General features: G+C 43.8%; 13 protein-coding genes. 7 read left to right on the forward strand and 6 right to left on the reverse strand.

The features are described from left to right. Positions 1–466: 466 nt before the first annotated feature. From QT994_RS16280 to QT994_RS16290, 3 genes are all read right to left on the reverse strand, one after another. Positions 467–4024 (reverse strand): WD40 domain-containing protein, encoded by a 3558-nt coding sequence (locus QT994_RS16280; RefSeq protein ID WP_333176155.1) that lies wholly within the window; start codon positions 4022–4024, stop codon positions 467–469. A gap of 9 nt (positions 4025–4033) precedes the next feature. Continuing rightward, on the reverse strand, positions 4034–7639 hold the full coding sequence (locus QT994_RS16285; protein ID WP_333176157.1) for an AAA-like domain-containing protein: 3606 nt from the start codon (positions 7637–7639) through the stop codon (positions 4034–4036). A gap of 115 nt (positions 7640–7754) precedes the next feature. Further along, entirely contained in the window at positions 7755–9077 is a 1323-nt protein-coding gene (locus QT994_RS16290) for an AAA-like domain-containing protein (protein ID WP_333176159.1), read from the reverse strand. A gap of 648 nt (positions 9078–9725) precedes the next feature. Here QT994_RS16290 and QT994_RS16295 point away from each other — a divergent pair. From QT994_RS16295 to QT994_RS16305, 3 genes are all read left to right on the forward strand, one after another. Then, positions 9726–11285 carry an ATP-binding protein gene (locus QT994_RS16295; RefSeq protein WP_333176225.1) on the forward strand — a complete coding sequence of 520 codons (1560 nt, stop codon included), beginning with the start codon at positions 9726–9728 and terminating at the stop codon, positions 11283–11285. A gap of 107 nt (positions 11286–11392) precedes the next feature. Then, entirely contained in the window at positions 11393–15091 is a 3699-nt protein-coding gene (locus QT994_RS16300; RefSeq protein ID WP_333176161.1) for a GAF domain-containing protein, read from the forward strand. 174 nt (positions 15092–15265) lie between these two features. Then, the gene (locus QT994_RS16305) at positions 15266–16483 is read left to right on the forward strand and encodes an adenylate/guanylate cyclase domain-containing protein (protein WP_333176163.1); all 1218 of its coding nucleotides are present in this window, start codon (positions 15266–15268) and stop codon (positions 16481–16483) included. Positions 16484–16532: 49 nt separating this feature from the next. Here the strand turns inward: QT994_RS16305 and QT994_RS16310 are convergent, their stop codons facing one another. Both QT994_RS16310 and QT994_RS16315 read right to left on the reverse strand, forming a co-directional pair. Then, positions 16533–17813: a recombinase family protein gene (locus tag QT994_RS16310; protein ID WP_333176165.1), complete on the reverse strand. Its 1281-nt coding sequence runs from the start codon at positions 17811–17813 to the stop codon at positions 16533–16535. Between the two features lie 3 nt (positions 17814–17816). Continuing rightward, the gene (locus QT994_RS16315) at positions 17817–18176 is read right to left on the reverse strand and encodes a VOC family protein (protein ID WP_333176167.1); all 360 of its coding nucleotides are present in this window, start codon (positions 18174–18176) and stop codon (positions 17817–17819) included. Positions 18177–18352: 176 nt separating this feature from the next. Here QT994_RS16315 and QT994_RS16320 point away from each other — a divergent pair, with 176 nt between their 5' ends. From QT994_RS16320 to QT994_RS16335, 4 genes are all read left to right on the forward strand, one after another. Beyond that, entirely contained in the window at positions 18353–20497 is a 2145-nt protein-coding gene (locus QT994_RS16320; RefSeq protein ID WP_333176168.1) for a SpoIIE family protein phosphatase, read from the forward strand. Positions 20498–20653: 156 nt separating this feature from the next. Further along, entirely contained in the window at positions 20654–21889 is a 1236-nt protein-coding gene (locus tag QT994_RS16325; protein ID WP_333176171.1) for an adenylate/guanylate cyclase domain-containing protein, read from the forward strand. A 31-nt stretch (positions 21890–21920) separates the two neighbouring features. After that, positions 21921–22529 carry a DUF6272 family protein gene (locus QT994_RS16330; protein WP_333047763.1) on the forward strand — a complete coding sequence of 203 codons (609 nt, stop codon included), beginning with the start codon at positions 21921–21923 and terminating at the stop codon, positions 22527–22529. Between the two features lie 66 nt (positions 22530–22595). Beyond that, on the forward strand, positions 22596–22949 hold the full coding sequence (locus QT994_RS16335; RefSeq protein WP_333176173.1) for a slr1659 superfamily regulator: 354 nt from the start codon (positions 22596–22598) through the stop codon (positions 22947–22949). A 150-nt stretch (positions 22950–23099) separates the two neighbouring features. Here the strand turns inward: QT994_RS16335 and QT994_RS16340 are convergent, their stop codons facing one another. Then, positions 23100–24581: an ATP-binding protein gene (locus QT994_RS16340; RefSeq protein WP_333176175.1), complete on the reverse strand. Its 1482-nt coding sequence runs from the start codon at positions 24579–24581 to the stop codon at positions 23100–23102. Positions 24582–24660: the final 79 nt, after the last annotated feature.

Below are 24660 nucleotides of genomic sequence, written 5' to 3' on the forward strand. Positions count from 1 at the left end.
GCGAGGATTTAATAGGGTTGAATCCGGGTTTGAGTTTCACTCAACTCAGCATCACTTCTACCAACAATCAGACTGTGATTACTGTGACGGACACCAATCAATTGTTGGCGAAGCTTAACAATATTACGCCCGGTATTCTCACCGCTAGCGATTTCATTACTCTGTAGTTATTATACCAAATCCAGGTTGGCTACTCCCTTTATCATTCTGCGTATCATTCGGCGGTTTCAACCGCTACTAAACAATCGAACTCCGCCTCTGCGGACTGAGAGATAAAGGGAGTAGTTAAGCCGGATTTAGTATTAAAGGAGATAGCAATAAAAAGTAGCTAAGCCAGAGAAATGTTATCTAATTTTCTGATGCTGTCGCCACAGATATTAAGCAATTATTCCTAATAAAGCAGACTTGATATTATTCTGTTTGTCTATCCTACCAGAAGGAATAATATTATTGATCCTTCTGCCTCCTACCTGATTTTTACTCGATCGCACAAATGTCTATCCTCCTCCTTCACATCAGCATTCGTTCGCAAATAATCCTGCACCCAGTCGCATCCATACTGGAGAAAATCGAGCTGGAAAATTCGCTCTAACTTCCACACAATTGCTGTAGTATCCTGACTGGCTGAGGCGAGGAACTTTCCATCAGGGCTAAATGTCACTCCGAACACCCCATCGCTATGTCCTTTTAAGGTTTCAAGCTCTTGACCATCGTACCTCCAAAGTTTAACAGTGCCGTCAAAACTTGCTGAAGCGAGAGTCTTGCCATCGGGGCTAAATGCCACGCCGAATACCCCATTTTTGTGTCCCTTTAAGGCTCTAATTTCTGTACCATCCAACCGCCAAAGTCTCACCATACTATCCATACCTGCTGAAGCGAGAGTCTTGCCATTAGGGCTAAATGCCACTCCAGCCACCTGACGGCGATGGCTTGTTAAAGTGTGTAGAAGCTTGTAGCTGGGCTTTCCAAATGCGATCGCATTATCCCACTGCCAAAGTTTGACAGTGCCGTCCACACTACCAGAGCCAATGAGCTTTCCATCGGGACTAAAGGCAACTCCGTTAATGTGATCGGTATGCCCTTTGAGAGTTGCCAATTGGGTGCCGTCAATACTCCAAACTTTGACCGTTTTGTCCTCACCCACCGAGACGAGTGACTGCCCATCTGGATGAAAATCAACCGCGAAAACTCTACCTTGGTGTCCAGTAAAAGTCTTGATTAAGGTTCCATCTAGTCGCCACAATCGAACAGTGCTGTCATAACCACCTGTAGCAATAGTGTCTCCCTTTGGGCTAAAATCAACTCCGAAAACTTTATCTGCTTGTTTGGGGAAAGTGCGAATTAAGCTACCATCAAGTCGCCAAAGTTTAACAGTATTGTCACGACTAGCGGTGGCAATTGTCTTACCATCAGGACTAAATTTTATGGTGTAAATCGATGCTTGATGTCCGTTAAGAGTCTTGAGCAAACTGTCATCAAGCTTCCAGAGTGCGATCGGGCCATCCCAACTGGATGAGGCGAAGATTTTCCCGTCAGGACTCCAAGCCAATCCAGAGACGACATCCTTCGCGACTAGAAGGGTTTTTACCAGAGTCCCGTCAAGCTGCCACAGTTTGACTGTTCTGTCTAGACTTCCCGAGGCAAGCAAACCACCTTGAGGGTTAAAAGCGATTTTGGTCACGGCATCGCTGTGTCCAGTTAGGGTTTTGACTAAAGTTCCATCAAGATGCCAAAGTTTGACCGTTTTATCCCAACTCGCCGAGGCGATGAGATTTCCTTGAGGGCTAAAGGCAACATTCTTGACTCTATCCGTATGTCCCGTCAGGGTTCTTATCAGTTGACCGTCTGCATTCCAGAGTTTGATAGTTTTATCTTTAGAAGCAGATGCAATAATTTGACTGTCTGGACTCAAGGCAACGCTGTCAACTTCATCTGTATGCCCGGTGAGAGTTCTCAGTAGTTTTCCGTCTGTAGTCCAGAGTTTAATGGTTTTATCTTTAGAAGCAGATGAAATAATCTGATTATTAGGAGCGATCGCGACTTGTGTAACGTTATCGGTATGTCCTTTTAAGGTCTGCCACAAGGTATAACTCGGCTTGACTTTGGGTAAATTTGTACTGTTTTTGCGCCAAAGTTTGACTGTTTTATCCCCAGAACCCGAAACAATTAGATCCCCTCTGGGGTTAAATACAACTCCCCAAACTGCATTGTTGTGTCCTTGAAGTATTCCTAGTTTTGTACCGTCTTTTTTCCAAAGATCGATCGTTTTATCGGCAGAAGCTGAGGCTATGAGTTCCCCATCAGGGCTGAAAGTTACATCATTAACCACATTGTCATGCCCCGATAAATGATTATAGTCAACGGCTCCATAAACAGCTTGATGAAGAGCTTCTTTAACTGAGCGTTCGAGTTCTGGGTCTACACCACCTAACTTTTGCAGTTGCCGCTTTCCTCTGATTGCCTCTATGAATGCGTCTAATTTTTGATTGGATGCGAATAGTGCTTCGGAAGATTTGGCGATCGCTTTGATCTCGCTGACAGCCGTTTGCCGATACTGAAAATACACCGCTAGCCCCAATGCACAGGCGATAATTAATGCTATTGTTACTACAAAAAGCAAAAACTTTTGCCGCCTAGAACTTTTTTTCTCTACAGCTAATCTTTTTTGTTCTTCTGTTAGTCTTGCTTCAATTTCTTTAGCCCGTTCTGCTTCCAATCCTATCTGCATTTCTCTTCTGTCTAATTCTTCAGAAGCGCCTAAAAATTGATAATCTAAGTCACTCAAACTTTTACCCTGGGCCCAAGCTTGAGCATTTTTCAATGCCTCTCCGCGCAAGAGTCGGGATTTATCGGTCTGCTTGGAAGTTATCCAAGCATCAAAGGCTTGAGAGTATGGACGCAAGGAAGCGAGATTTTTTTCTACCCATTTTTTGTTAAATACTTCTTGATAAATGGGGTTTCTTACCTGTAAAAAACCCTGGTATTTTACTACCAAACCAGACAGCAATAGTTCTACCTGTTCTCGCGAGTCATCGGTGGGTACTTCCACTCCTTGTAAGATTTTTTGATAGATGCCTAGTAGTCTTCCAGCACGTTGCTCATTTCTCAAAATGCGATCGCGGATCGTCTTTAAATGCTCGGGTTCATCTTGAGATTCCCAATTCTGGATGATGTGCGATCGCACGACTGATTCCACAAAAAATCCTTCAGTTTCCGGTGGAATTATCAGCACGTCACTGTGAGATTCTCGCGTCGCTCTTACTATCAATTGACACAGCTTTTGGCTCAGAAATGGTTGCCCAGAAGTCCAATATAATATTGATTTGATAATTGCCTCGGCATTACTAACTACACTCTCTAACCCTTGAGCTAAAGGAGAGGCTTCTTCCAAGTAAAAACCGGGCAAATCTACTGCTTGTCCGATATTAAAAGGTGTCCGATTTTTATCGGCGATTAAATCGCTGGGTGCAGCTACTCCGAAAATCGCGAAGGTAATTCGGTTGTATTCTGGATTAATGGCTCGTTGGTTGTAACAATAACGAATCAAGGCGAAAAAGTCATCTACGGGAAAATCTAAGCTTAAAATACTATCAATCTCATCGACAAATATAAAAATTCGCTCGTTAGGAAATCTCGCTAATAAAATCTCTTCAATAAATTGACTCAATCTTTGCAGGAGAGAAACTTCTTCTTGTTCTTGCCACCAGCTTTTTAAATTAACTTTTCCTACAAGATTGAAACTGCGCCACAAATCCCCAACAATTCCTTTGTACCACTGTAAAGGAGTAATGTTTTCGCTACCGATGCGAGTCATGTCGATCGCGCTGCATTGAAATCCTTCTGCTTGCAGTCGGTGCAGGGTGCGAACGAGAAGGGAAGATTTGCCCATTTGTCGGGAGTTGAGGACGTAGCAAAACTCGCCTCGTTTTAAGGCTTGATAAAGTTGGATATCTGCTTGTCGTTCGACATAGGTAGGCGCATCAGTTGTGAGACTGCCACCAATGTGGTAAGAGTAATCTTTCATAATGGATAGTTAATTGTTTCGGAGAATGTCACGATCGCCCACTGCATCGCACAAATGTCTATCCTCCTCCTTCACATCGGCATTTGTTCGCAAATAATCCCGCACCCAGTCGCAACCAAACACCAGCGGGTCCGTATTGAGAATGCGCTGCACATTCCACAAAATCGCCGTTTCGTCATGGCTGGCGGAAACAAGGAAAGTGCCGTCGGGACTGAAGGAAACTCCTGTCACTATACCTGTATGCCCCGCGAGCGTCCTCAGCAAGATGCCGTTTTTGTTCCAGAGTTTCACAGTGTTATCCAGACTTGCCGTAGCGACGATCTCACCATCCGGGCTAAAGGAAACTCCCATCAGTGCCTGTGTGTGACCTTTAAGCGTTCGCAGGAGCTGTGAAGAGTGAGGAACCGAAGTGTCAATAAGAGTCGATGAGAGATCTAATTTCCAGAGTTTGGCGGTGCTATCCATACTGGCTGAGGCGAGCATCTTGCCATCGGCACTGAAACTGACTTTTTTAATCAAAGCTTGATGGGCATCAATCGCCTGCAACAAAGTGCCATCGGGCTTCCAGATCGCGATCGCGCCACTGCTATTGACGGCGGCTAGAGCTTTTCCATCAGGGCTAAAGGCCACACTCCAGAAGGTGCTGCCATCTAGCTTCAGAGTTCTCAGCAAAGTGCCGTCTGGCTGCCAGAGTTTCACCGTGCCGTCTGCACTTGCGGAGGCAATAATTTTACCGTCAGGACTCCAAGTAATTCCGTAAACGATTCCGTTGTGTGCCTTGATTTCTCTCAGGAATCTGCCACCCTTGTGCCAGAGTTTAACTGTTTTTTCGCCCCCCGCGGCAATGAGTTTACCGTCAGGACTGAATGCCAAATCCCAAAGCTCTCCTGTGTCCTCCTTGAGCGTTTTGTGCAACGTGCCATCGACGCACCAAAGTTTCACCGTGCCGTCTATACTTGCAGTGGCGACGAGTTTACCGTCATCCGCGAAAGCAGCAGCATAAAGAGCAGCGTCGTGACCTTGCAGGGGCAAGAAAAAAATGTTTTTCGGCTGCCAAAGTTTGACATCATTTCCTACACCCAGCGAAGCAATGAAAGTGCCGTCAAGACTGAAATTGATATCCCACACGGCACTGCTATGTCCTCTAAAAGTTCTCAGCTCTTTACCGTCTTTGCTCCAAAATTTAATGGTTCGATCGTCGCTGCCTGTGGCGATAATCTCACCGTCAGGACTTAAATCTAGACTCTCAATGCCAGATGCGTGACCCTTAAGGGTTTGTAGGGGAGGCACTTGCGTTGGCGGGTTCCCCGACGTAAGCAACGTGCCTGGGTGTAACTCTTCGTCCAGGGGAGCATTGGAGCGCCAAAGTTTAACAGTTTTATCCATGCTCGCGGAGGCAAATATCTCGCTGTCAGGACTGAACTTGACATTCCAAATGGCAGCGCTATGCCCTTGAAACGCTCGTAGTAACTTTACGGAGTCCCAGAATGGGCCGTTTTTTTTCCACAATCGGATCGTACCCTCCGTACTGCCGCTACCGAGCATTTCCCCGTTGGGGCTAAAGCTCAGGCTCCTCACCGCATCGGTGCGATCGAGAATCGTTAATAAAACGCCGTTTTTGTCCCAGAGTTTAACGGTGTTATTCTCACCGGATGCGGCTAAAATCTCGCCATCTGGGCTGAACGCCACACCGTTAAACTCGGTGCTGTGTCCCTTAAGGGTGTGTAAGAGTTTGGGGTTTTGCCAAGACGTTCCCTGTTGCTGCCAAAGTTTAACTGTGCCATCTTCACTGGCGCAAGCGAGGAGTTTACTGTCGGGGCTAAAAGCCACCCTCCATACCACACCGTTGTGGGGAAGAGTGGCAACAAGGGTGCCATCTCGCTGCCAGAGTTTGACCACTGTCTCTGTACTTGAGGAGGCAATGGTTTGAGCGTCGGGACTGATTGCTAATCTAAACAGTGTCGCCTGTTGTCCTGACAAGCGGTTGAACTCCGACGCTCCATAAACTGCCTGCTCTAGTAATAATTGCACGCGATTTTCTAGTTCGGGATTTGCGCTGCCGAGTTGTTGCAGTTTGCGCTTGGCTTTGATGGCGGCAATGAGGCTGTCTAATTTTTGCTCTAAGGTGAAGAGGGCTTCGGAGGAGGTGGCGATCGCTTCGATTTCACTTATGGTAGCTCTTCGATATTGCCAAAAAGCTGCTGTTCCGAGAAAGAGGGCGATCGCTAATGCTAAAGAGAGTGCAGCAATAAACCACTTTTGCCGTCTGGCATTTTTTTCGACTTCTTTTAACCTTTCTGCTTCTAAGGTCAGTTGCATTTCTTGCTTGTCGAATTCGGCGCTAGCAGCTAAAAACTGATAGTCTAAATCGCTCAAACTTTTTCCCTGCATCCAGATTTGAGCATCTTTTAAGGCTTGTCCCCTCACAAGGCGCGAATAATCTGTTTGTTTAGAAGCAATCCAAGCATCAAATGCTTGGGAGTAAGGGCGGAGTTGCCCTAAGTTTTTTTCTACCCATTCGAGATTAAATACTTCTGCGTAAATTCGGTTTTTTACGTGCAAATAACCTTGCTGTTTTACTACTAAACCTGATAGCAATAGTTCGATGTGTTCGCTACTGTCATCGGTTGATACTTCAAATCCTTGTAAGATCTGCTGGTAAATACCCAGCCATCTGCCTGCGCGTTGTTCGTTTCGCAAGATGCGATCGCGTATCGTTTTCAGATGCTCTGGCTCATCTTGAGATTCCCAGTTGTTGACGATGTGCGATCCTACCACCGATTCGACAAAAAATTCCTCTGTTCCCGGTGGTATTTTTAAATCACCGCTGTGGGCTGACCCCGCCATTTTTACTACTAATTCACATATTTTTTGGGTTAAAAATGGCTGTCCTCCCGTCCAAACTAAGATTTCTTTGAGAACTTCTTGCGGATTGGCTATGACATTTTCTACCCCTTTCGCTAATGGTTGCGCTTCTTCTAAGCTAAATCCTGACAAATCGATCGCTTGTCCGATATTAAAAGGTGTCCGATTTTTATCGGCGATTAAATCGCTTGGTGTAGCTACTCCGAAAATCGCGAAGGTAATGCGGCTATATTCTGGATTGATAGCTCGTTGATTGTAGCAAAAACGAATCAAGGCGAAAAAATCATCTACCGGAAAATCTAAACTGAGAATACTATCAATCTCATCGACAAATATAACAATTCGCTCTTCCGCAAATCTGGTCAATAATATCTCTTCAATAAACTGACTCAATCTTTGCAGGAGAGAGACTTCTTCTTGTTCTTTCCACCAGGTTTTTAAATTAACTTGTCCTAATAAATTAAAGCTACGCCACAAATCCCCAACGATTCCTTTGTACCACTGTAAAGGAGTAATGTTTTCGCTGCCGATGCGGGTCATGTCAATGGTGCTGCATTGAAATCCTTCTGCTTGCAGTCGGTGCAGGGTGCGGACGAGAAGGGAAGATTTGCCCATTTGCCGGGAGTTGAGGACGTAGCAAAACTCGCCTCGTTTTAAGGCTTGATAAAGTTCGATATCTGCTTGTCGTTCAACATAGGTAGGTGCATCACTAGCGAGACTGCCTCCAATTTGGTATGTAACCTGGGTCATGCCGTTTCTGGGTTAATTTAAATGTGAGTATCTATTGAGTTTATTGAGAGGTGAGGATGTGGTGCGAGCGCTTAATTCTCATATAAATTACGCAAATAAACTCTCAAACCTCGATCTAAATAAAGTTGGGCGAACCAAAATATATGCGGTACAACTCGCAGCTCAGCGTACAGCGGTTATTATCGATATGAATCAGCCCCATACTAATTAATTTAGAAGCTACTATCGGATCTAATTCCACCCCGCGTTCCGATTTTACCACTTGTTTAAGTGCAACCGCAAGTTCGGGATACTCTTGCAATGTCACCCAAAAACTCCGCAAATAATCTTTATAAATTCCGGCTAGGGTGGGAGCTTCTTGTAGTAGCTGATCTAGCGTTAAACTGTTTTGACAGAGGTGGTAAAGAGCTAGCCGCACTAGATAAGGATGTCCCCCTACCATGGCCATCAGTCGATCGGCATCGGAACCCTCTGTCCAATCCAGTCCGTGACGCTGGGCTAAAGCAAGTATCTGCTCTTCTGTAAAATAGGGCAATTGCAGCGGTAAACCGACATTAAAAGGCGATTCAGTGAGCTTTAAAGGAATATAAATTTCTGTGGAGTGAAGAACGATTAACCGCAGTTTTCCCACCACTTCAATGCGCTTTGCTTCTTCATGCCAGCTTCGTAGCAGCGGCAAAAACTCTCTGGCAATTTTTGGATACTCAAAAATTCTATTGACTTCATTTAAAGCTAAGACTAGAGGACTCTTTATTTTGTCTAAAATATATTGTTGTAAATAGATAGCACAGCTTACTTTGCTACCCATGTCTTCATCCCAATAATCATCTAATAGAGGGGGCAATTCTAGTTGACGGCTGATGTTGGCACAAAACCAGCGTAAAAATTTATCGAGGTTGTCTAAAACAGCTTCCTCGGCTTGCTGAAAATCTAAACTTACAGTTCGATAGTCAAGAGAAGTCGCGCGCTCTAAAATCCTTAGCAGAAGGGAACTTTTTCCCATCTTTCTGGGAGCTTTTATCCGCAGAACACTTCCGGGTTTAGTAATCTCTCGATAGGCGAGTTCTTCAATTAGCGGGTGATGGATATAGAATGGCGAATCGAGGGGCACGGGAGAACCGGGAAATTCTAAAGGTGTTGCTAAGCATTGGCTGCGGGTGAATTCTTCTATTAATGCTCGTTCATCTGCAGTCAGGGAACGTGATTCTACACAAGAGCGAAAATTCGATTTGCTAATAGAGGTGTGTAAGATTTCAGAGAGAGATTGCCACAAGGACGAGGCGATGTTTCTCAGGTAATGCTCTCCGTAATTAGACGTAGATGCGATGCTTGTATAAGTCTTTCCTTCCCAAACTTGGCGGAGTATGATTTCTTGTACGGGATATAAATCTTTTTGCGATCGGACACGAGTTAGCTGGAGTACCTCATCTATCGTCATAAGTCACAATTACTATATAAGTGTATCGTTGATATTATCACTTATGATTGACTGTAAAGCCCAAAGTGATCGCCTATTGGATTGCGACACGATCCTGTCGCGACATTTGTCAGGGAATAACTGCTCAAATCCGTTAAATCTCGCGCCCAGAGTACCATTGTCAATAAAGAGTCGCCTGGTGGGTTGGGGGCGGGTGTATTTAAGTTGTCTGCACTCTTCAAGGCTACAAGAGTGCACCCACCTCTCCAGGTTTTTGAGAAGGGTTCTCTTCGTTAAGTTAAATCCGTGACATCGGTTAAATCTTGTACTTGCCCCGTTGCCTCCCTAGTCACTGATTCTTATAACCCAGTTTCAAGGTGTGTTGGTTAGCCTAACTTTCAGGTAGCTGCACTCACTTTTTTGCCCTCGTTAGCCAAAATGTCATGCAGGTGTCACAGTTGCTCATGAAGCCACAATTAAAAATGTGACACTTGACCTTGCTAAAATGTACTCAATTGATGTTAATTTAATAAAATGTACTTTCATATCGCTGCATCTACTCCTCACAAGTGTTAAGTCCAAAAGCCTAATTCTTCTTTTTGTGACAGCAGGTTTTGGGATTTTTTGCAATTTTTTTTAAAATTATTAGCCAATAACCGAGTTGATTTGATGCAAATGGTTCATAAAATGTTTCCCAATTATTTTATTCCTCACGGTCATTGCTACTTGTGGAAGCCGGGATTAGTGGGACTACACATTTTGTCCGATGGTTTGATAGCCGTCGCTTATTTTTTGATACCGATAACGCTGATTTATATTGTCAAAAAGCGACAAGATGTGCCTTTTGACTGGGTTTTCATGCTGTTTGGCTCTTTTATTATTTGCTGCGGTATTACCCATATTATGGAAATATGGACGCTGTGGCATCCTAATTATTGGTTCTCTGGTTTTCTTAAAGGGATTACAGCGCTGATTTCGCTATCTACCGCAGCAGTGCTGGTGGAACTCATCCCAAAAATCTTGGCTATTCCCAGTCCAGATCAATTGGCGGTGGCAAATGTAGCTTTACAAAAGGAGATTGGCGATCGCAAACAAGCTCAGGAATCACTCTCAGAATTAATGCTGGAACTGGAAAAACGGGTTCTGGAGAGGACGCTAGCTTTAGAATCCACTAATGAACTTTTGCTACAGGAAAATCGCGATCGCTTTTTGGCTGAAAATTCATTGCGGCACTCGGAAGCTAAACTGCTAGAACGAACTCAGCAGCTAGAGGAAACTCTGCAACAACTTAAAGGCGCTCAAACTCAACTCGTGCAAACTGAAAAAATGTCTTCTTTGGGGCAAATGGTAGCTGGGGTTGCTCACGAAATCAATAACCCTGTTAACTTCATTTATGGCAATCTGATTCCGGCACAGGAATACATTAAAGATATTTTGGCATTGATTAAGGCTTATCAAGTTTATTACCCCACTCCTGCGCCGGAAATTGCCGACAAGATTCACACTATAGAACTCGATTTTATTTTAGAAGACTTGCAAAAACTTTTTGGTTCGATCAAAATTGGAGCAGAGCGAATTAGGGAGATTGTTAAATCTCTACGAAGTTTCTCCCGATTAGACGAAGCCGAGATGAAAAAGGTAAATATTCATGAAGGACTCGATAGCACTTTAATGATTTTGCAGCACCGCTTAAAAGAACAAACAAACCGTCCGCCTATCCAAGTGATTAAAGAGTATGGAGAGTTGCCACTATTGGAATGCTATGCGGGACAGCTTAACCAAGTATTTATGAACATTTTTTCTAATGCTATTGATGCTTTAGAACAGATGGCACAGCAGGGAGAGTCGCCTCAAGGCTATTGGGAAAATAATTTCTCTGAACACTACCCATATACCTATTGCGACCTGCTAACAATTCGCATCCGCACGCTTTTAGTTGATGGCAAGTGGGTGCAAATTCACATTGCTGATAATGGCACTGGCATAGATTATGATGCGATCGCTAAAATTTACGATCCGTTTTTTACGACGAAACCTATCGGTGCTGGTACTGGGCTGGGTTTGGCGATTTCTTATCAGATTATTCAAGCCCATGAAGGTTATTTGCGCTGCACTTCCGAGGTTGGCAGAGGTACGGAGTTTATCATTGAAATTCCTTGGCAATCGCAACTTTGCCAATGCGATTGCCACCTGCCCCACAAGCAAGTTGTTATGAACGAGCTGGGTTGAGGCGTTAATAACTCATTCCGCATCCAGCTACAATTTTGAATCTATTTTACTTTTTTCCCTAGCTTAGGCATCGTTCACATCAACATTATCTGCAAATAGCAAATATTATGTGGGAAGCACTCAAAAATATCTTTTCTCCAACTCAGTATATGCCTCACGGTCACTGCTATCTGTGGCAAACGCCTTTAGTGTGGCTGCACGTAACAGGCGACTTTTTAATTGCGATCGCCTACTATTCAATTCCGGCGATGCTGATTTATTTTATCTTCAAGCGGCGCGACGTTCCTTTTTTAGGAATATTTGCTTTATTTGGTGCATTTATTATTCTCTGCGGCACGGGACACTTGCTAGACATTTGGACGTTGTGGCATTCCGCTTATTGGCTGTCGGGGATTGAGAAAGGAATTACTGCACTTGTTTCCTGCTTCACTGCTGGACAGATGGTAACACTATTACCACAATTTTTATCTTTAAAAACTCCCCAAGAATTAGAGGCAATAAATCGCAAGTTGCAGTGTGAAATTAATGTGCGTGAAGAGGCAGAATTAGCCTTGCGTCACGCTTATGATGACTTAGAAATTAAAGTTCAAGAACGTACCGCAGACTTGAGAGAAATAAATGGTTATTTAGAAGCAGAAATCCGAGAAAGAATAGCCGCTGAATCCGCTTTGCGCGAACGAGAGACTAGGTTAACAGAACAACAAAATGGTTTGCTCGAATTAGCAAAAAACTCTAGTATCTACGAGGGAAACATCGGCGAGGCGTTGAGAGAGATTACACAAATGGCAACCCGTACTCTGAATGTCGATCGGGCAAGTGTTTGGTTTTATCAGGAAGATAAATCCGCAATGTGCTGTGCGGATATTTACGAACTGACTCCCAATCAACACAGCGTCGGTGCAGAACTGAAAGTTGCTGACTATCCTAGCTATTTCCAAGCTGTGAATACACAACAGGTACTCGCAGTGGTTGATGCCAAAACCGATCCGCGCACCCTTGAATTTAGCGAATCTTATTTGACGCCTTTAAACATTTCGTCGATGCTAGATGTTCCTATTACCCATCAAGGACAAATTGCGGGTGTAATTTGTTTAGAACATCAGGGAACGACCAGGAATTGGACGCTCGACGAACAAAGCTTCGCTAGCTATGTGGCGCAGATCGCAGCTTTAGCAATGGAAGCTCGCGATCGCAAACAAGCCGAGTTAAACTTGCGCTCTGTCACCGAACGCTTGCAATATTTGCTGGCGACTACTCCGGCGGTGATTTTTAGCTGCAAATTAGGGGGAAATTATGACGTAACATTTGTCAGCGATAATATTGTTTCAATGATTGGTTACGAAGCACAAGAATTTGTTGATGGTCCCCTTGATTGGCATAGCCTCATTCACCCCGAAGATCGAGAAATTGTTGCTACTGCTTTTGCTCAGATATTGGAAAAAGAATCGATTTCCTACGAATACCGCGAACGGCACAAAGACGGTAGTTATCGCTGGATATACGATGAAGTTAAGTTGGTCAAAAATGCTGCTGGCATACCTGTGGAGTGCGTTGGTTATGGAGTAGATATTACTGCTCGCAAACAGGCGGAAGCAGCTTTGCAGCAACAAGTAAAAAGGGAGCGGCTCGTGAATTCCATTCAAGAGCGAATTCGTTCCTCTCTTAACTTAGAAGAAGTAATGACAATGGCTGTGGAAGAAGTCCGCCAGTTTTTGTCCACAGACAGGACTATTATTTACCGCTTTAACCAAGATTGGAGTGGATTGGTAGCCGTCGAGTCGGTAGCCGTCGGTACGATGCCTATTTTGGGAATTGACATTAATGACCCTTGTTTTCGAGAAGGCTACGTCTCTTTTTACGAGCAGGGACACATTCGCGCGATCGACAATATTTACACGGCAGGTATTTCAGAGTGCCACGTTAATTTACTGAGCGAGTTTGAAATTAAAGCTAACCTCGTGGTTCCCCTTTTGCAAGGTGAAAAACTGTGGGGGCTACTCATTGCTCATCACTGTCGCAGTCCTCGGCATTGGAGCTCTTCTGAGATAGAATCTCTCAAGCAAATTTCCGTGCAGCTAACAATTGCCATCCAGCAATGCACCCTTTTTGAACAAGCCAAAATAGAAATTGCCGATCGCAAATTAGCAGAAACAGCATTACAAAAAGCTGTCGTAGCTGCTGATACAGCTAACCGCGCCAAGAGCGAATTCCTTTCTTCTATGAGCCATGAATTGCGGACTCCTCTGAATGCCATTCTAGGATTTAGTCAAGTGATGGTGCGCGATTCATCTCTCAACAATCAACACCAACAGCACCTAGAAATTATTAATCGGGCGGGTGAACACTTGCTTGCCCTGATTAATGACATTTTGGAAATGTCCAAAATTGAAGCCGGCCGAAGTCAGCTTAATGAAAGCAGTTTTAATTTAATGCGCTTGCTAAAAACCTTAGAAGAAATGTTTCGATTAAAAGCTAAATCTAAGAAATTGCAGCTAAATTTGGAAGTGGGTGACGGTGTACCGGACTTTGTTAGTGGAGACGAAGGTAAATTGCGCCAAATTTTGATTAATCTTGTAGGAAATGCGATCAAGTTTACAGAGAGGGGTAGCGTTACTTTGCGAGTTAAAAAGAAGGTAGAAGAAAGTTTGGGGGCTGAAACCGCAGACTTTTCCGACACGCAAATACAACTTGCCGGCGCGGGTGGTGAACATTCCGAAAGCTTAGCGGTTGAAACCGCAGCTATACAAAGAAAACCCGGATGGTGGAATGGTTTTAATCAGTCCCAAAGCTTGGGGGACTGTGATTGTGTAGACGCGAATGACATTCACCCGAAATTGTTACGCCTTCAGTTTGAAATTGAAGATACGGGCCTTGGCATTGCCCCAGAAGAAATGAATAAGTTATTTGAACCCTTTGAGCAAACAAAAACAGGTCAAAAATCTCAACAGGGAACAGGGTTAGGTTTACCAATTAGTCGCAAATTTGTACAAATGATGGGAGGAAATATTACTGTCAGCAGTACACCTGAGTTGGGAAGTAAGTTTGCATTTGATATTCAAATCAACCTGGCCACTCCCACCCAGATTAAAATTCTTAAACCGCAGAAAAAAGTAATTGGTTTAGCACCGAATCAACCCGAATACCGGATTTTGGTTGTTGACGATCGCGCCGATAACTGCCTAGTCATAGACAGATTATTGTCACCACTAGGCATCCTCGTGCGAGAAGCTAGAGATGGTGAAGAAGCTATTGCTGTATGGGAGGATTGGCAACCGCACCTGATCTGGATGGATATGCAGATGCCTGTCATGGATGGCTATGAAGCCACCAGAAAAATTAAAGCTCATCCTCTCGGAAAACCAACTGTAATAGTTGCTCTTACTGCTAGCGTTTTTGAAGAGGAACGACAAACTATTTTAGGAGCAGGATGCGATGATTTCATGCGTAAACCCTTCGAGGCACAGATATTATTTGCGAAAATGGAAGAACTTTTAGGAGTGCGTTACATTTACGAGGAATCTGTTGATGTACCGCTAGAAAATGAAAGCGAAATTAGCGGAGGAACTAGCAATCTATCTGTCGAGGCACAACTCGGTCAAATGCCGCTTGAGTGGGTAGAAAAGATATCTCATGCTGCTCATGAATGTTGCGACGATAAAATTGTCAAGTTGATTGAGGAAATGCCTAGAGAGTTGGCTGTAGCCGCACAAGTTTTAACTACTTTAGTGGAGGATTTCCTGTTTGACGATATTATAGAGCTAGCGCAATCAGCAGTTACGACGATGATAATACCAGTTCCCAACTAATCTCAACTTAGGAGCATCTCCTATTTAAAAAAGACCTAACCTTAACCCCCCACCACTTCTGCTGAACCTCTTTTTGTAAGAGAGAAATTAAAATTTATACTGTTTCGTTTTGGTGGATAGCGAATTATTAAGTGTGAAGATCTTTGAGCTTAAAAAACAACCGTGAACCCTCGCATGGACAGCAATCAATATCCTACCATTAAAGCCAACATTTTAGTAGTTGATGATAAGCCCGATAACGTGCGGCTTTTATCTACAATCTTGACCGAACAAGGGTATCAGGTTCGTAAAGCGCTGAACGGGCAAAGGGCGATCGCGACAGTGCTGGAGTTTCCGCCGACTCTAATTTTGCTGGACGTGATGATGCCAGACATGAATGGATATGAGGTATGTGCAAAGTTGAAAGCTTCACCAAAAACCAGTTCCATTCCCGTGATTTTCTTAAGCGCCTTAGATGACGTTTTAGATAAGGTGAAAGCTTTTGAGGTGGGAGGAGTTGACTATATTACTAAACCTTTTCACGGTAAAGAAGTATTGGCACGAGTGGCAAATCAGTTAACAATTCAAAGTCAACAAAAGTTACTTCAAGAGCACACGAAGCAATCCCAAGAACTTATCGAACGTTTGCAAAACGAAATTAAAGAACGGCAGGGGGTGGAGGTAGCTTTACGGCTTGCTCAAACAAAGTCGGATCATTTATTGCTGAATATTTTACCAGCAGCGATTGTTGAAAGTTTGAAAAAGGGTCAGGGTTCTCCTGCCCAGAGGTTTGATTCAGCAACAGTTCTTTTTGCCGATATTGTCGATTTTACGTCTATTGCTGCTAGAATGTTACCTCTAGAATTGGTAAATGTACTGAACCAGATTTTTTCAAGGTTTGACCAACTAACTGAAAAACACGGTTTGGAAAAAATTAAAACAATTGGAGATGCTTATATGGTAGCGGGGGGGTTGCCTGTGCCGAGGGCAGATCATGTAAAAGCGATCGCGAATATGGCTTTGGATATGCAGGAAGCGATCACTGATTTTCAAACTGACAGAGGCGAACCATTTCAAATTCGGATTGGGATTCATACAGGGCCCGTAGTTGCTGGCGTAATTGGCACTAAAAAATTTATCTATGACTTGTGGGGAGATACTGTTAATGTTGCTTCTCGGATGGAATGTCAAGGATTACCGGGATATATTCAAGTTACTACGGCTATTTACGAACTGTTAAAAGATCGGTATTTATTTGAGGAAAGAGGTGCGATCACGATTAAAGGAAAAGGAGAGATGATCGCCTATTGGCTAAAGGCTAAAAAAGATAATTCAGCGGTTGAAATTGATTCTTGTCAAACGAAGTCTACTCCTAGCGAACTAAGAGAGTACCCAAATACCCCACTTCTTTAAGAAGTCGGGCATCTAACCTAGGATCTCTGGATGAGCGTCGAGCTAATCCTTAAAAAATGAAAATAATTTGCAGTTTCCAATTGGTATTTTCCCGGACGATTTCAATGCGGTCGATAAATTCTCGAAAGTAAAACCTGCGTTCTGATTCTGATAAATCGAGCCAAAATTGGGGAAGGGAAACGGTTTGGGCAGTTTCTCGCAAATTTACTGGGGGTAGTTGCGCTAATTTGCTTTGCAGTTCGGCAATTTCGGTGCGGATTTTGTAGGCTCTAAACTCTGCCGTTTCGGTGTCTAATATGCCGCTGTCAATCAGGGCGGAAAGTTGCTTTATGATTTCTTGTTTCGATGCGATTGCCCTGACAATTCCTGCTTTAATTCCACTCATATTCGGCATTTGCAACCCAGCAACAGCATCGGGTAAATCCCGACAAATACCGGCGATAGTTAATTGCAATACTTCATCGTAGGAAAGGCCGCTACATTTAGGCTGTTTTGGACAGTTAATGGGTCGCAAATAAAGGTATTCTTTTTGTTTGTGGTAGGAGGTGACTTTGGCAACTGTCATGGGCGATTTGCATTCTGCACAAATTGCTAAACCTGCGAGGGAACGTGGGGCGCTAGCGCTGCGAGGAGAAAGGCAGCGGTTGCGGCGCAGTAACCGATCTATTTGGGCGGCTTCTTCTCGGGAAATAATCGGGACGTGGGTGTTAGAAATTACTTGGCCGTTTTGATATTCCAAATCGCCTCGGTAGGCGGGATTTGTCAGCCAGCGGCGGCCGGTACTTACAGAGATTTTTTTGTTGTATTTCTTGGCTAAATACCGCACGGAACCTCGCAAGGAACCGTAAATTAAAAAGTGTTCAAAAAAGTCTTTGACGGTGGGGGCGGTGGTTTTATCGATCGTATAACAATCTTTGCCGCGCCGGTAGCCGTAGGGAGCCTTACCCGGTGGAATCCGGGATTTGATGCGGTTGCGCGCGTGTCCTTTGCGAATACTCCGGCTGTGTTGGCTGCGCTGGATTTCTGCGAGTATTTGCAGCAAGTTTTTGCGGTTTCGCGGTTCTGTTTCTGCTTGTACGATGATTTCGACGCCGAGGTTTTCGAGTTGGGCGAGGTGCGAACACACTTGCTGCAATGTGTCGCCTAGTTCTTCAAACCGCTGAATTAATAAGTATTTGACTGGTTCTTTTTCGCAGTCTTTTAGGAGTTGTTGCAGTTGTTGTCGCCCTCCTAAGTCTTGATAGGTGCGATCGACTTCTTGACCCCAAATTTCCGGTGCGGGTGCTGCTTCCAGTAGCGGTTCAGTGTAAGAATAAGCGATGATTTTCATCTGTTACTCGCTGAGTTCGATGATGTTGCCGTCGGGATCTTGGGTAAATAATGCCGATCGACCTGACGCGCTCATTTGAAACGGGCAATTGTGAACGATTAACTGCTGTTTGGCTGCCTCTAAGTTAGCAACAGAAAATGCTAGATGTCGGTTGCGTCCCCATTTGGCATGGTCTACGGCATCTGGGATAATTGTTGCAGCTAAAATTAAGTGGAGCTGGAAGTCGCCGATTTGATACCAGATTCCGGGAAATTTTAAGTCTCGATCTATTTTGGGCAGTCTGAGTACGGTGCTGTAAAAGTGTTGGGATTTTTCTAGGTTGGAGATGAGTATGGCGGTATGGAAGGCTTGAGTAATTTGCATTTTTGTTGAGTATTTATTTTTTTATTTTAACCGCTGATGGAGGCAGATGAGCGCTGATTAACGCAGATTTTTTGATGTTGGTTGAGTTTTTGATATGATAACATTGTTAGTCGCTCTTAATATATCCATTATCAAGTCTTGTAACAAAAAACTGCCCGCTGGGAGTGTTTTTAACAATGGTTTCTCAAAAAAGTGCGATCGTCTCCAGATCGGGCAAATTCCGTCTCCGCAATGTCTTGGTAGTTCCCTTTGTTCTCCAAATTTTGGCTGCTGTTGGCTGCGTTGGCTATCTTTCTTACAGAAACGGAGAGCAGATAGTTAACGATATTGTTAGTCAGTTGCGGCATGAAGTGAGTGCGAGAGTTTACGAACGGGTCCAAACCTATCTGGAAGCTCCGCCACTGGTGAATCAGATCAATCAGGATGCTGTACCTTTGGGAGTGTTGAACTTTGACGATTTGGAGCAAGCTCGACCCTATTTTTGGAAACAAGTTCTGCAATTTAAATCGATCGGTTACGCGGGAATTGCCAACGAAAAAGGTCAGTACCTGCGTGTGGGTTGGGTAAATCGGCTGGTTGGACTTGAACAACCTCAACTTGCCCAGCAACTGAGTCCTGGGGGTGGCGACTTGATATTTTACAACCTTGACGCTGATGGAAACCCGACAAAAATTGACAAAACCACGCCCAATTATGACGTTCGCACGCGCCCTTTTTACAGGGTTGTTGTTGAGAAGAAACAGGCAGCTTGGAGTGAAGTTTATATTAATTTTGGCTACGGTACACTACAAATTAATGCGAGTCTACCCTATTATGATGCCGAAGGGAAACTAATTGGCGTGCTGACTTGCCAGATGGGACTAGATCAAATTCGCCACTTCCTGGAAACCTTAAGCGTGGGTAATTCTGGTCAAGTATTTATCATTGAACCCCATGGTGAATTAATAGCCACCTCGGTTAAAGAACAGCCTCTTTCGGTGGGAACAGGCAAAGATACAAAGCGGATCAAAGCACAGGAAAGCAGCAACCCGCTGATGCGTCAAAGTGTGGTTTATCTGCTCGATCGCTTCAAGCGTTTGGAAGACATCCATCAAACTGTTCAACTTGACTTTAAGCTGAACGGTGAGCGGCAATTTATCCAAGTTTCTCCGCTAACTGACAAATACGGCCTCAATTGGCTGAGTGTAGTAGTAGTTCCTGAATCGGACTTTATGGCGCAAATTTATGCTAACACCCGGCAGACCATTTGGCTGTGTATTGTGGCTCTCATTGTCTCTGTTGGAGTGGGTATTTTCACCGCTAGCTGGATTACTCGCCCCCTAAACCAAATTGCTCAAGCTTCAGAATATTTAGCAGGTGGTGCTCTTAACCAGAACGTTGCTTCCAGTCGGATTTGGGAAATTGAAACCTTAAGAAATTCTTTTAACCGCATGGCGAGACAACAGCAAGAATCCTTTGAAACTCTAGAAGATAAAGTCAAAGAACGCACCTCTGAACTCGCCACAGCCACTAAACAAATTGCCGCTCTAAACCAGCTCCTGAAAGCGGAAAACCTCCGCATGAGCTCCGAACTCGATATGCTCAAACAAATGCAGCAGTTGATTCTCCCTAAACCCGCAGAACTTGCAGCCATTGAAGATTTAGATATTGCCGGATTTATGGAGCCAGCCTCGGAAGTAGGCGGTGATTACTACGACGTACTTTGTACTAACGGGGTGGTCACGATTTGCATTGGTGATGTCACCGGACACGGGTTAGAAAGTGGCATTTTGATGGTGATGACTCAAGCTGCTGTCCGCACTCTTCAGGAAATGCAAGAATCCAACCCGGTGCGTTTTTTAGATACCCTCAACCGCACTCTTTATAAAAATGTCCAGCGCATGAACTCCGACAAAAATATGACACTAGCTGTGCTAAACTATGCGGATCGTACAATTAGTATTAGCGGTCAACATGAGGAAACTCTTGTGGTCAGAAAAGGTGGTAAAATCCAGCGGATAGACACCATAAATTTAGGATTTCCTCTCGGCTTAGATGAGGATATTTCCGATTGGATTAGCCATGTTTTAGTAGACTTAGAACCTGGGGACGGGGTGGTGCTTTATACTGACGGCATCCCCGAAGCTAGAAACATACACAAAAAATTTTACGGTATCGAAAGACTCTGTAAAGTGCTTTCTCAAAACTGGCATTTGAGCGCCGAACAAATTAAGGAAGCCACCATCGATGATTTGCGGAAATTCATTGGAGAACAAAAGGTATTTGATGACATTACCTTGCTAGTATTGAAGCAACAGGGAAATATTGTGCATAATTTATGATTTACGGTCGTCAACCCGGTTTCTAGGAGGAATCTTGGATGTAGTGATCCAGCATCGAAGCAGAAACAGGATTTCGAGTTCCGCGCCTGTAAGTTATAATAATTTACAGCGAGGAAGTCAAACAATTTTGCGCTTCCAGATTCGGAAGTATAAATTATGAAACCACAAATAAATTTAGCACCATCTAAATCTCCAGAAGAACTCCATAACCAGCTACAGGAGTTGAGCGAAAGACTTGAGGAAGTCGAGGATGAAAAAAACAGCTATGAAACCTTAGTAGAAATTATCACGCAACACTCCACGGATCTGGAAAACCAGATCCGTCATAAAAACCGAGAGATGCAGACTTACATTGAGCAGGTAAAAAAGGTTATAGATGCAGCTATTGCTGTAAAAAACAATAGCTTTGAACCCCAGATATTGTCAGATGTGGCAGCGCGCAGTGATGCACTGGGAGAACTGGCACAGGTATTTTCGCATATGGTGGAAACGGTGAAAGCGCGGGAACAAGAATTAGAGAAACTTTTGCAGGCTTACGGACGTTTCGTTCCCGATGAATTTCTCCAATTTCTCGGCAAGCAGAGCATGGTTGATTTCCAGCTTGGAGATCACGTGAGCAAAGAGATGGCAATTATGTTTTCCGATATGCGTTCGTTCACCACGATGGCGGAGCAAATGACTCCTCAAGAAAACTTTGATTTCATCAATAACTATTTACAGCAAGTTAGTCCCGAAATTCGTAAGCACAACGGTTTTATTGTCAAGTATATAGGAGATGGAGTCATGGCAGTTTTTCCTGATGGCGTGGATGATGCTATTCAGGCAGGAATTGTGAAATTGGAGCAGTTGCATAAATACAATCAAAGCCGTAAAATAAATGGGGAGAGACCGCTGAAGATTGGCATTGGTATCCATGTGGGTGATACGATGGTTGGGATTATTGGAGATGCGAATCGGATGCAAGCAGATGCGCTCTCAGATCATGTCAATCTCACCGCTCGTCTGGAAGGTTTGACTAAGTATTATGGCGTATCTTTATTAATTTCGGGAGATGTGGTACAACGTTTGAGTCAACCCGAAAAGTATCATATCCGTTTTTTGGATCGGGCTATTGTCAAAGGTAGACAAGAAGCCATTACAGTTTGTGAGGTGTTAGATGTTGAAGTAGAACCAGTGCGATCGCTCAAAATTCAAACTTTGCCTATATTTGAGGAGGGACTCCAAGAATATTGTCAGGGAAATTTTGCTAAGGCCATAGTTTGTTTTAAACAGATAGTAGCCCTAAATCCAGATGACAAGCCCAGTCAACTTTACCTAAAACGCATCCAATCGCTGTTAGAAAAGAGTATTCCTGCTAACTGGAATGGCGTGTGGAAATTCACCCAGAAGTGACATTAATACATCAATTGGAGGGATAAAAATCATGACATCTGGAAGCTTAAAAACAATGACACAAATCTTTGGAGAATTCATTGAAGAATTTCCTCCTGAACACGACTCCCTAGAACTTACATTTACCCCGAGTTCTCGCCCCATCAAACAGCGCTGGCGCAATAACAGGCTGTCAGCTCATTTTGTAGCCGATTATTTGTCTAGCTTTCTTCCGGTGGATGAGGAGGATGCTAGCAGCGAGAAACGGATAAAAGAAAGCAAGGGAGCTGTGAGCTACGTAGCCAACGAACTGTTAGAAAATGCGATAAAATTCAACAACGATGATACCAATTACAAGGTCAAATTTGGTATACATTTTATTGGTGAAATAGAGGTGACGGCCGTAATTTTTGCCAGTAATAGTGTCAAGCCACAAGGGGCAAATAAGTTGAAGGAGTTTATTGAAGAAATTCTGGCTTCCGATCCCAATGAACTTTATTTGCAGCAGCTTGAAAAGAATGCGGAATTTGAAAGTGATACCTCGGGATTGGGATTGCTGACGATGATTAATGACTATTCAGCTAAGATAGGTTGGAAATTCGATCGCACGCCAGATAGTGATACCATCATTGTTACGACTGTAGTTCAAATTAGGGTCTAGTTTCTAGCATTTCAATGTTTACTCTCTTGTGCGATCGCAATATTTTAGTCAGGAAACAAAATTACAATGGGCATTCAAGAAATTAAAGGTGAAGATTACAGCATTCAGTACGCTCCCGAATCAGTCACTGTCACTTTCCAAGGCGAACTCAGTCTGAGCGGCCCAGCAGAGTATGCACCAATAGTCGAATTGTTAGATGAGGTCGCCAATGGCGAACCGCCTACTATTACCTTGAACCTAAAACAATTGGAATTTGTTAACAGTTCCGGTATCAGTATGCTGTCTAAATTTGTCATTAGCGTCCGGAAAAAGAAAACGATTCAACTTTTGGTATTAGGTTCCAATGATATTCCTTGGCAACAGAAATCTCTCAGAAATTTAGAAAAGCTGTTGCCAACTTTGAAGCTCGAATTAGCGTAGGATATGTGTAAATTTTAATTACAGTTAACACAGGCGGGACGCCCATGCCACACACAGTTAACACAGGCGGGACGCCCGTGCCACAGTTAACACAGGCGGGACGCCCGTGCCACAGTTAACATAGATAAATTTGGATGATTAGTAAATTGCTTAAGTTTGCTCGATCGGCAGTTCAATGATAAACTCGGTTCCCTTGCATGGCTCCGACTCGCACCGGAGCGATCCTCGGTGATTTTCTACTAATATTTTATAGACAATAGACAATCCTAAACCGGTACCTTTACCGATTTCCTTGGTGGTGAAAAACTGCTCGAACATTCGCTCTTTTATCTGTGGTGTCATTCCGGGTCCCGTGTCAGCAATCCGCACTCTCACGTGATCGGGCCCAGCTAATTCTGTGGTGATCAAAATTTTTAGCGGAGCATAGGGCTGATTTTGTGATACCTCGTCTAAAGCATCGATCGCGTTGGTAATTAGATTCATAAATACTTGATTTAGCTGTCCCGAATAACACTCTACAGCAGGCAATTTTCCATAATTTTTAACTACTTGAATGTCGCGACGGTCTATTTGAGAATTGAGACGGTTTCGCAAAATTAACACGGTGCTGTCAATGCTGTCGTGCAAATCGCACATGGTCATGTTACTGTTATCGGTTCGCGAAAAGTTGCCCATAGATTTGACAATTTCGCGAATGCGATTGGAACCCATTTGCATGGAAGAGATAACTTTAGGCAAGTCTTCAACTAGAAAATCAAGATCTATCTCTTCGATTAGAGCTTTAATTTCGGGGCAGGGATTGGGACAGTATTCTTGATATAAACACAGCAGGTGCAACAAATCTTGAGTATAAATGGCGGCATGGCTCAAGTTGCCGTAAATAAAACTAACTGGGTTATTAATTTCGTGGACGATACTAGCCATTAGCGCCCCCAGCGAGGACATTTTTTCGCTGTGGAGGAGTTGAGCTTGAGTTTGTTTGAGTTCGTAAAGTGCGCGATCGATCTCGGCCGCTTGAGCTTCTGCTTTCGCGGTAGCAGCACAACTTTCTTGATAAAGTTCAACCTGTTTGAGGTCGATTTCAAATTGTTCTATTTCGCTTTCTTGCTGGTATTGACTCACCACGGCATCGAAACCTTCTAGCAAGTCGCCGCCCGCTGCTTCGACAATATACAGCAGATGGGGATTTTCCAGCATGAGTTCGGCATCGGGAACTTGCAGCAATGCTTTTATGCGATCGATATATGCGCGCACTTGTTTGTCTAAATACACTGGCGACTCAAAATACAGTGCCTTGACGGTGGCTGAAGGAGGACTCACTAAGTTGACGCTGCTGCCAATATTAATTAAGTCGCGGTGCGATTTTTCCATAAGATCGATCGCCTCTAACAAATTCCCCCGCAGTTTTGATCTTTCTGCCGCATTCTCAGAGCAAACTAACCTCATGCAAAAAAAAGCCGTTCGTTGGGAAAGCATTCGCTGGCGGCCGCTGATGTTAATTACCGCAGCACTAATTTTTCTGGCTGTCGTAATTTCTTCCAGATTAAAATAGTTCCTCATTGCCGCCATTGGTAATATCCCCGACTCAACTAAATGTCTGTCGCTCCTGCTGACACAAGATTTAAGAGCCATAAAAATAATTGTACAATACACTAATCAATATATTCTGTATTTTTTTAAAAAGTAGTATACTAAAACACAATTATTGGCA

This window comes from Microcoleus sp. S13_B4 (assembly GCF_036700885.1).
GTDB lineage: Bacteria > Cyanobacteriota > Cyanobacteriia > Cyanobacteriales > Microcoleaceae > Microcoleus.

What these genes read in the sequence shown, in the direction of transcription:
- QT994_RS16280 (WP_333176155.1), bottom strand. Translation starts at nt 4,024, where the DNA reads ATGAAAGATTACTCTTACCACATTGGTGGCAGTCTCACAACTGATGCG.
- QT994_RS16285 (WP_333176157.1), bottom strand. Translation starts at nt 7,639, where the DNA reads ATGACCCAGGTTACATACCAAATTGGAGGCAGTCTCGCTAGTGATGCA.
- QT994_RS16290 (WP_333176159.1), bottom strand. Translation starts at nt 9,077, where the DNA reads ATGACGATAGATGAGGTACTCCAGCTAACTCGTGTCCGATCGCAAAAA.
- QT994_RS16295 (WP_333176225.1), top strand. Translation starts at nt 9,726, where the DNA reads ATGCAAATGGTTCATAAAATGTTTCCCAATTATTTTATTCCTCACGGT.
- QT994_RS16300 (WP_333176161.1), top strand. Translation starts at nt 11,393, where the DNA reads ATGTGGGAAGCACTCAAAAATATCTTTTCTCCAACTCAGTATATGCCT.
- QT994_RS16305 (WP_333176163.1), top strand. Translation starts at nt 15,266, where the DNA reads ATGGACAGCAATCAATATCCTACCATTAAAGCCAACATTTTAGTAGTT.
- QT994_RS16310 (WP_333176165.1), bottom strand. Translation starts at nt 17,813, where the DNA reads ATGAAAATCATCGCTTATTCTTACACTGAACCGCTACTGGAAGCAGCA.
- QT994_RS16315 (WP_333176167.1), bottom strand. Translation starts at nt 18,176, where the DNA reads ATGCAAATTACTCAAGCCTTCCATACCGCCATACTCATCTCCAACCTA.
- QT994_RS16320 (WP_333176168.1), top strand. Translation starts at nt 18,353, where the DNA reads ATGGTTTCTCAAAAAAGTGCGATCGTCTCCAGATCGGGCAAATTCCGT.
- QT994_RS16325 (WP_333176171.1), top strand. Translation starts at nt 20,654, where the DNA reads ATGAAACCACAAATAAATTTAGCACCATCTAAATCTCCAGAAGAACTC.
- QT994_RS16330 (WP_333047763.1), top strand. Translation starts at nt 21,921, where the DNA reads ATGACATCTGGAAGCTTAAAAACAATGACACAAATCTTTGGAGAATTC.
- QT994_RS16335 (WP_333176173.1), top strand. Translation starts at nt 22,596, where the DNA reads ATGGGCATTCAAGAAATTAAAGGTGAAGATTACAGCATTCAGTACGCT.
- QT994_RS16340 (WP_333176175.1), bottom strand. Translation starts at nt 24,581, where the DNA reads ATGGCTCTTAAATCTTGTGTCAGCAGGAGCGACAGACATTTAGTTGAG.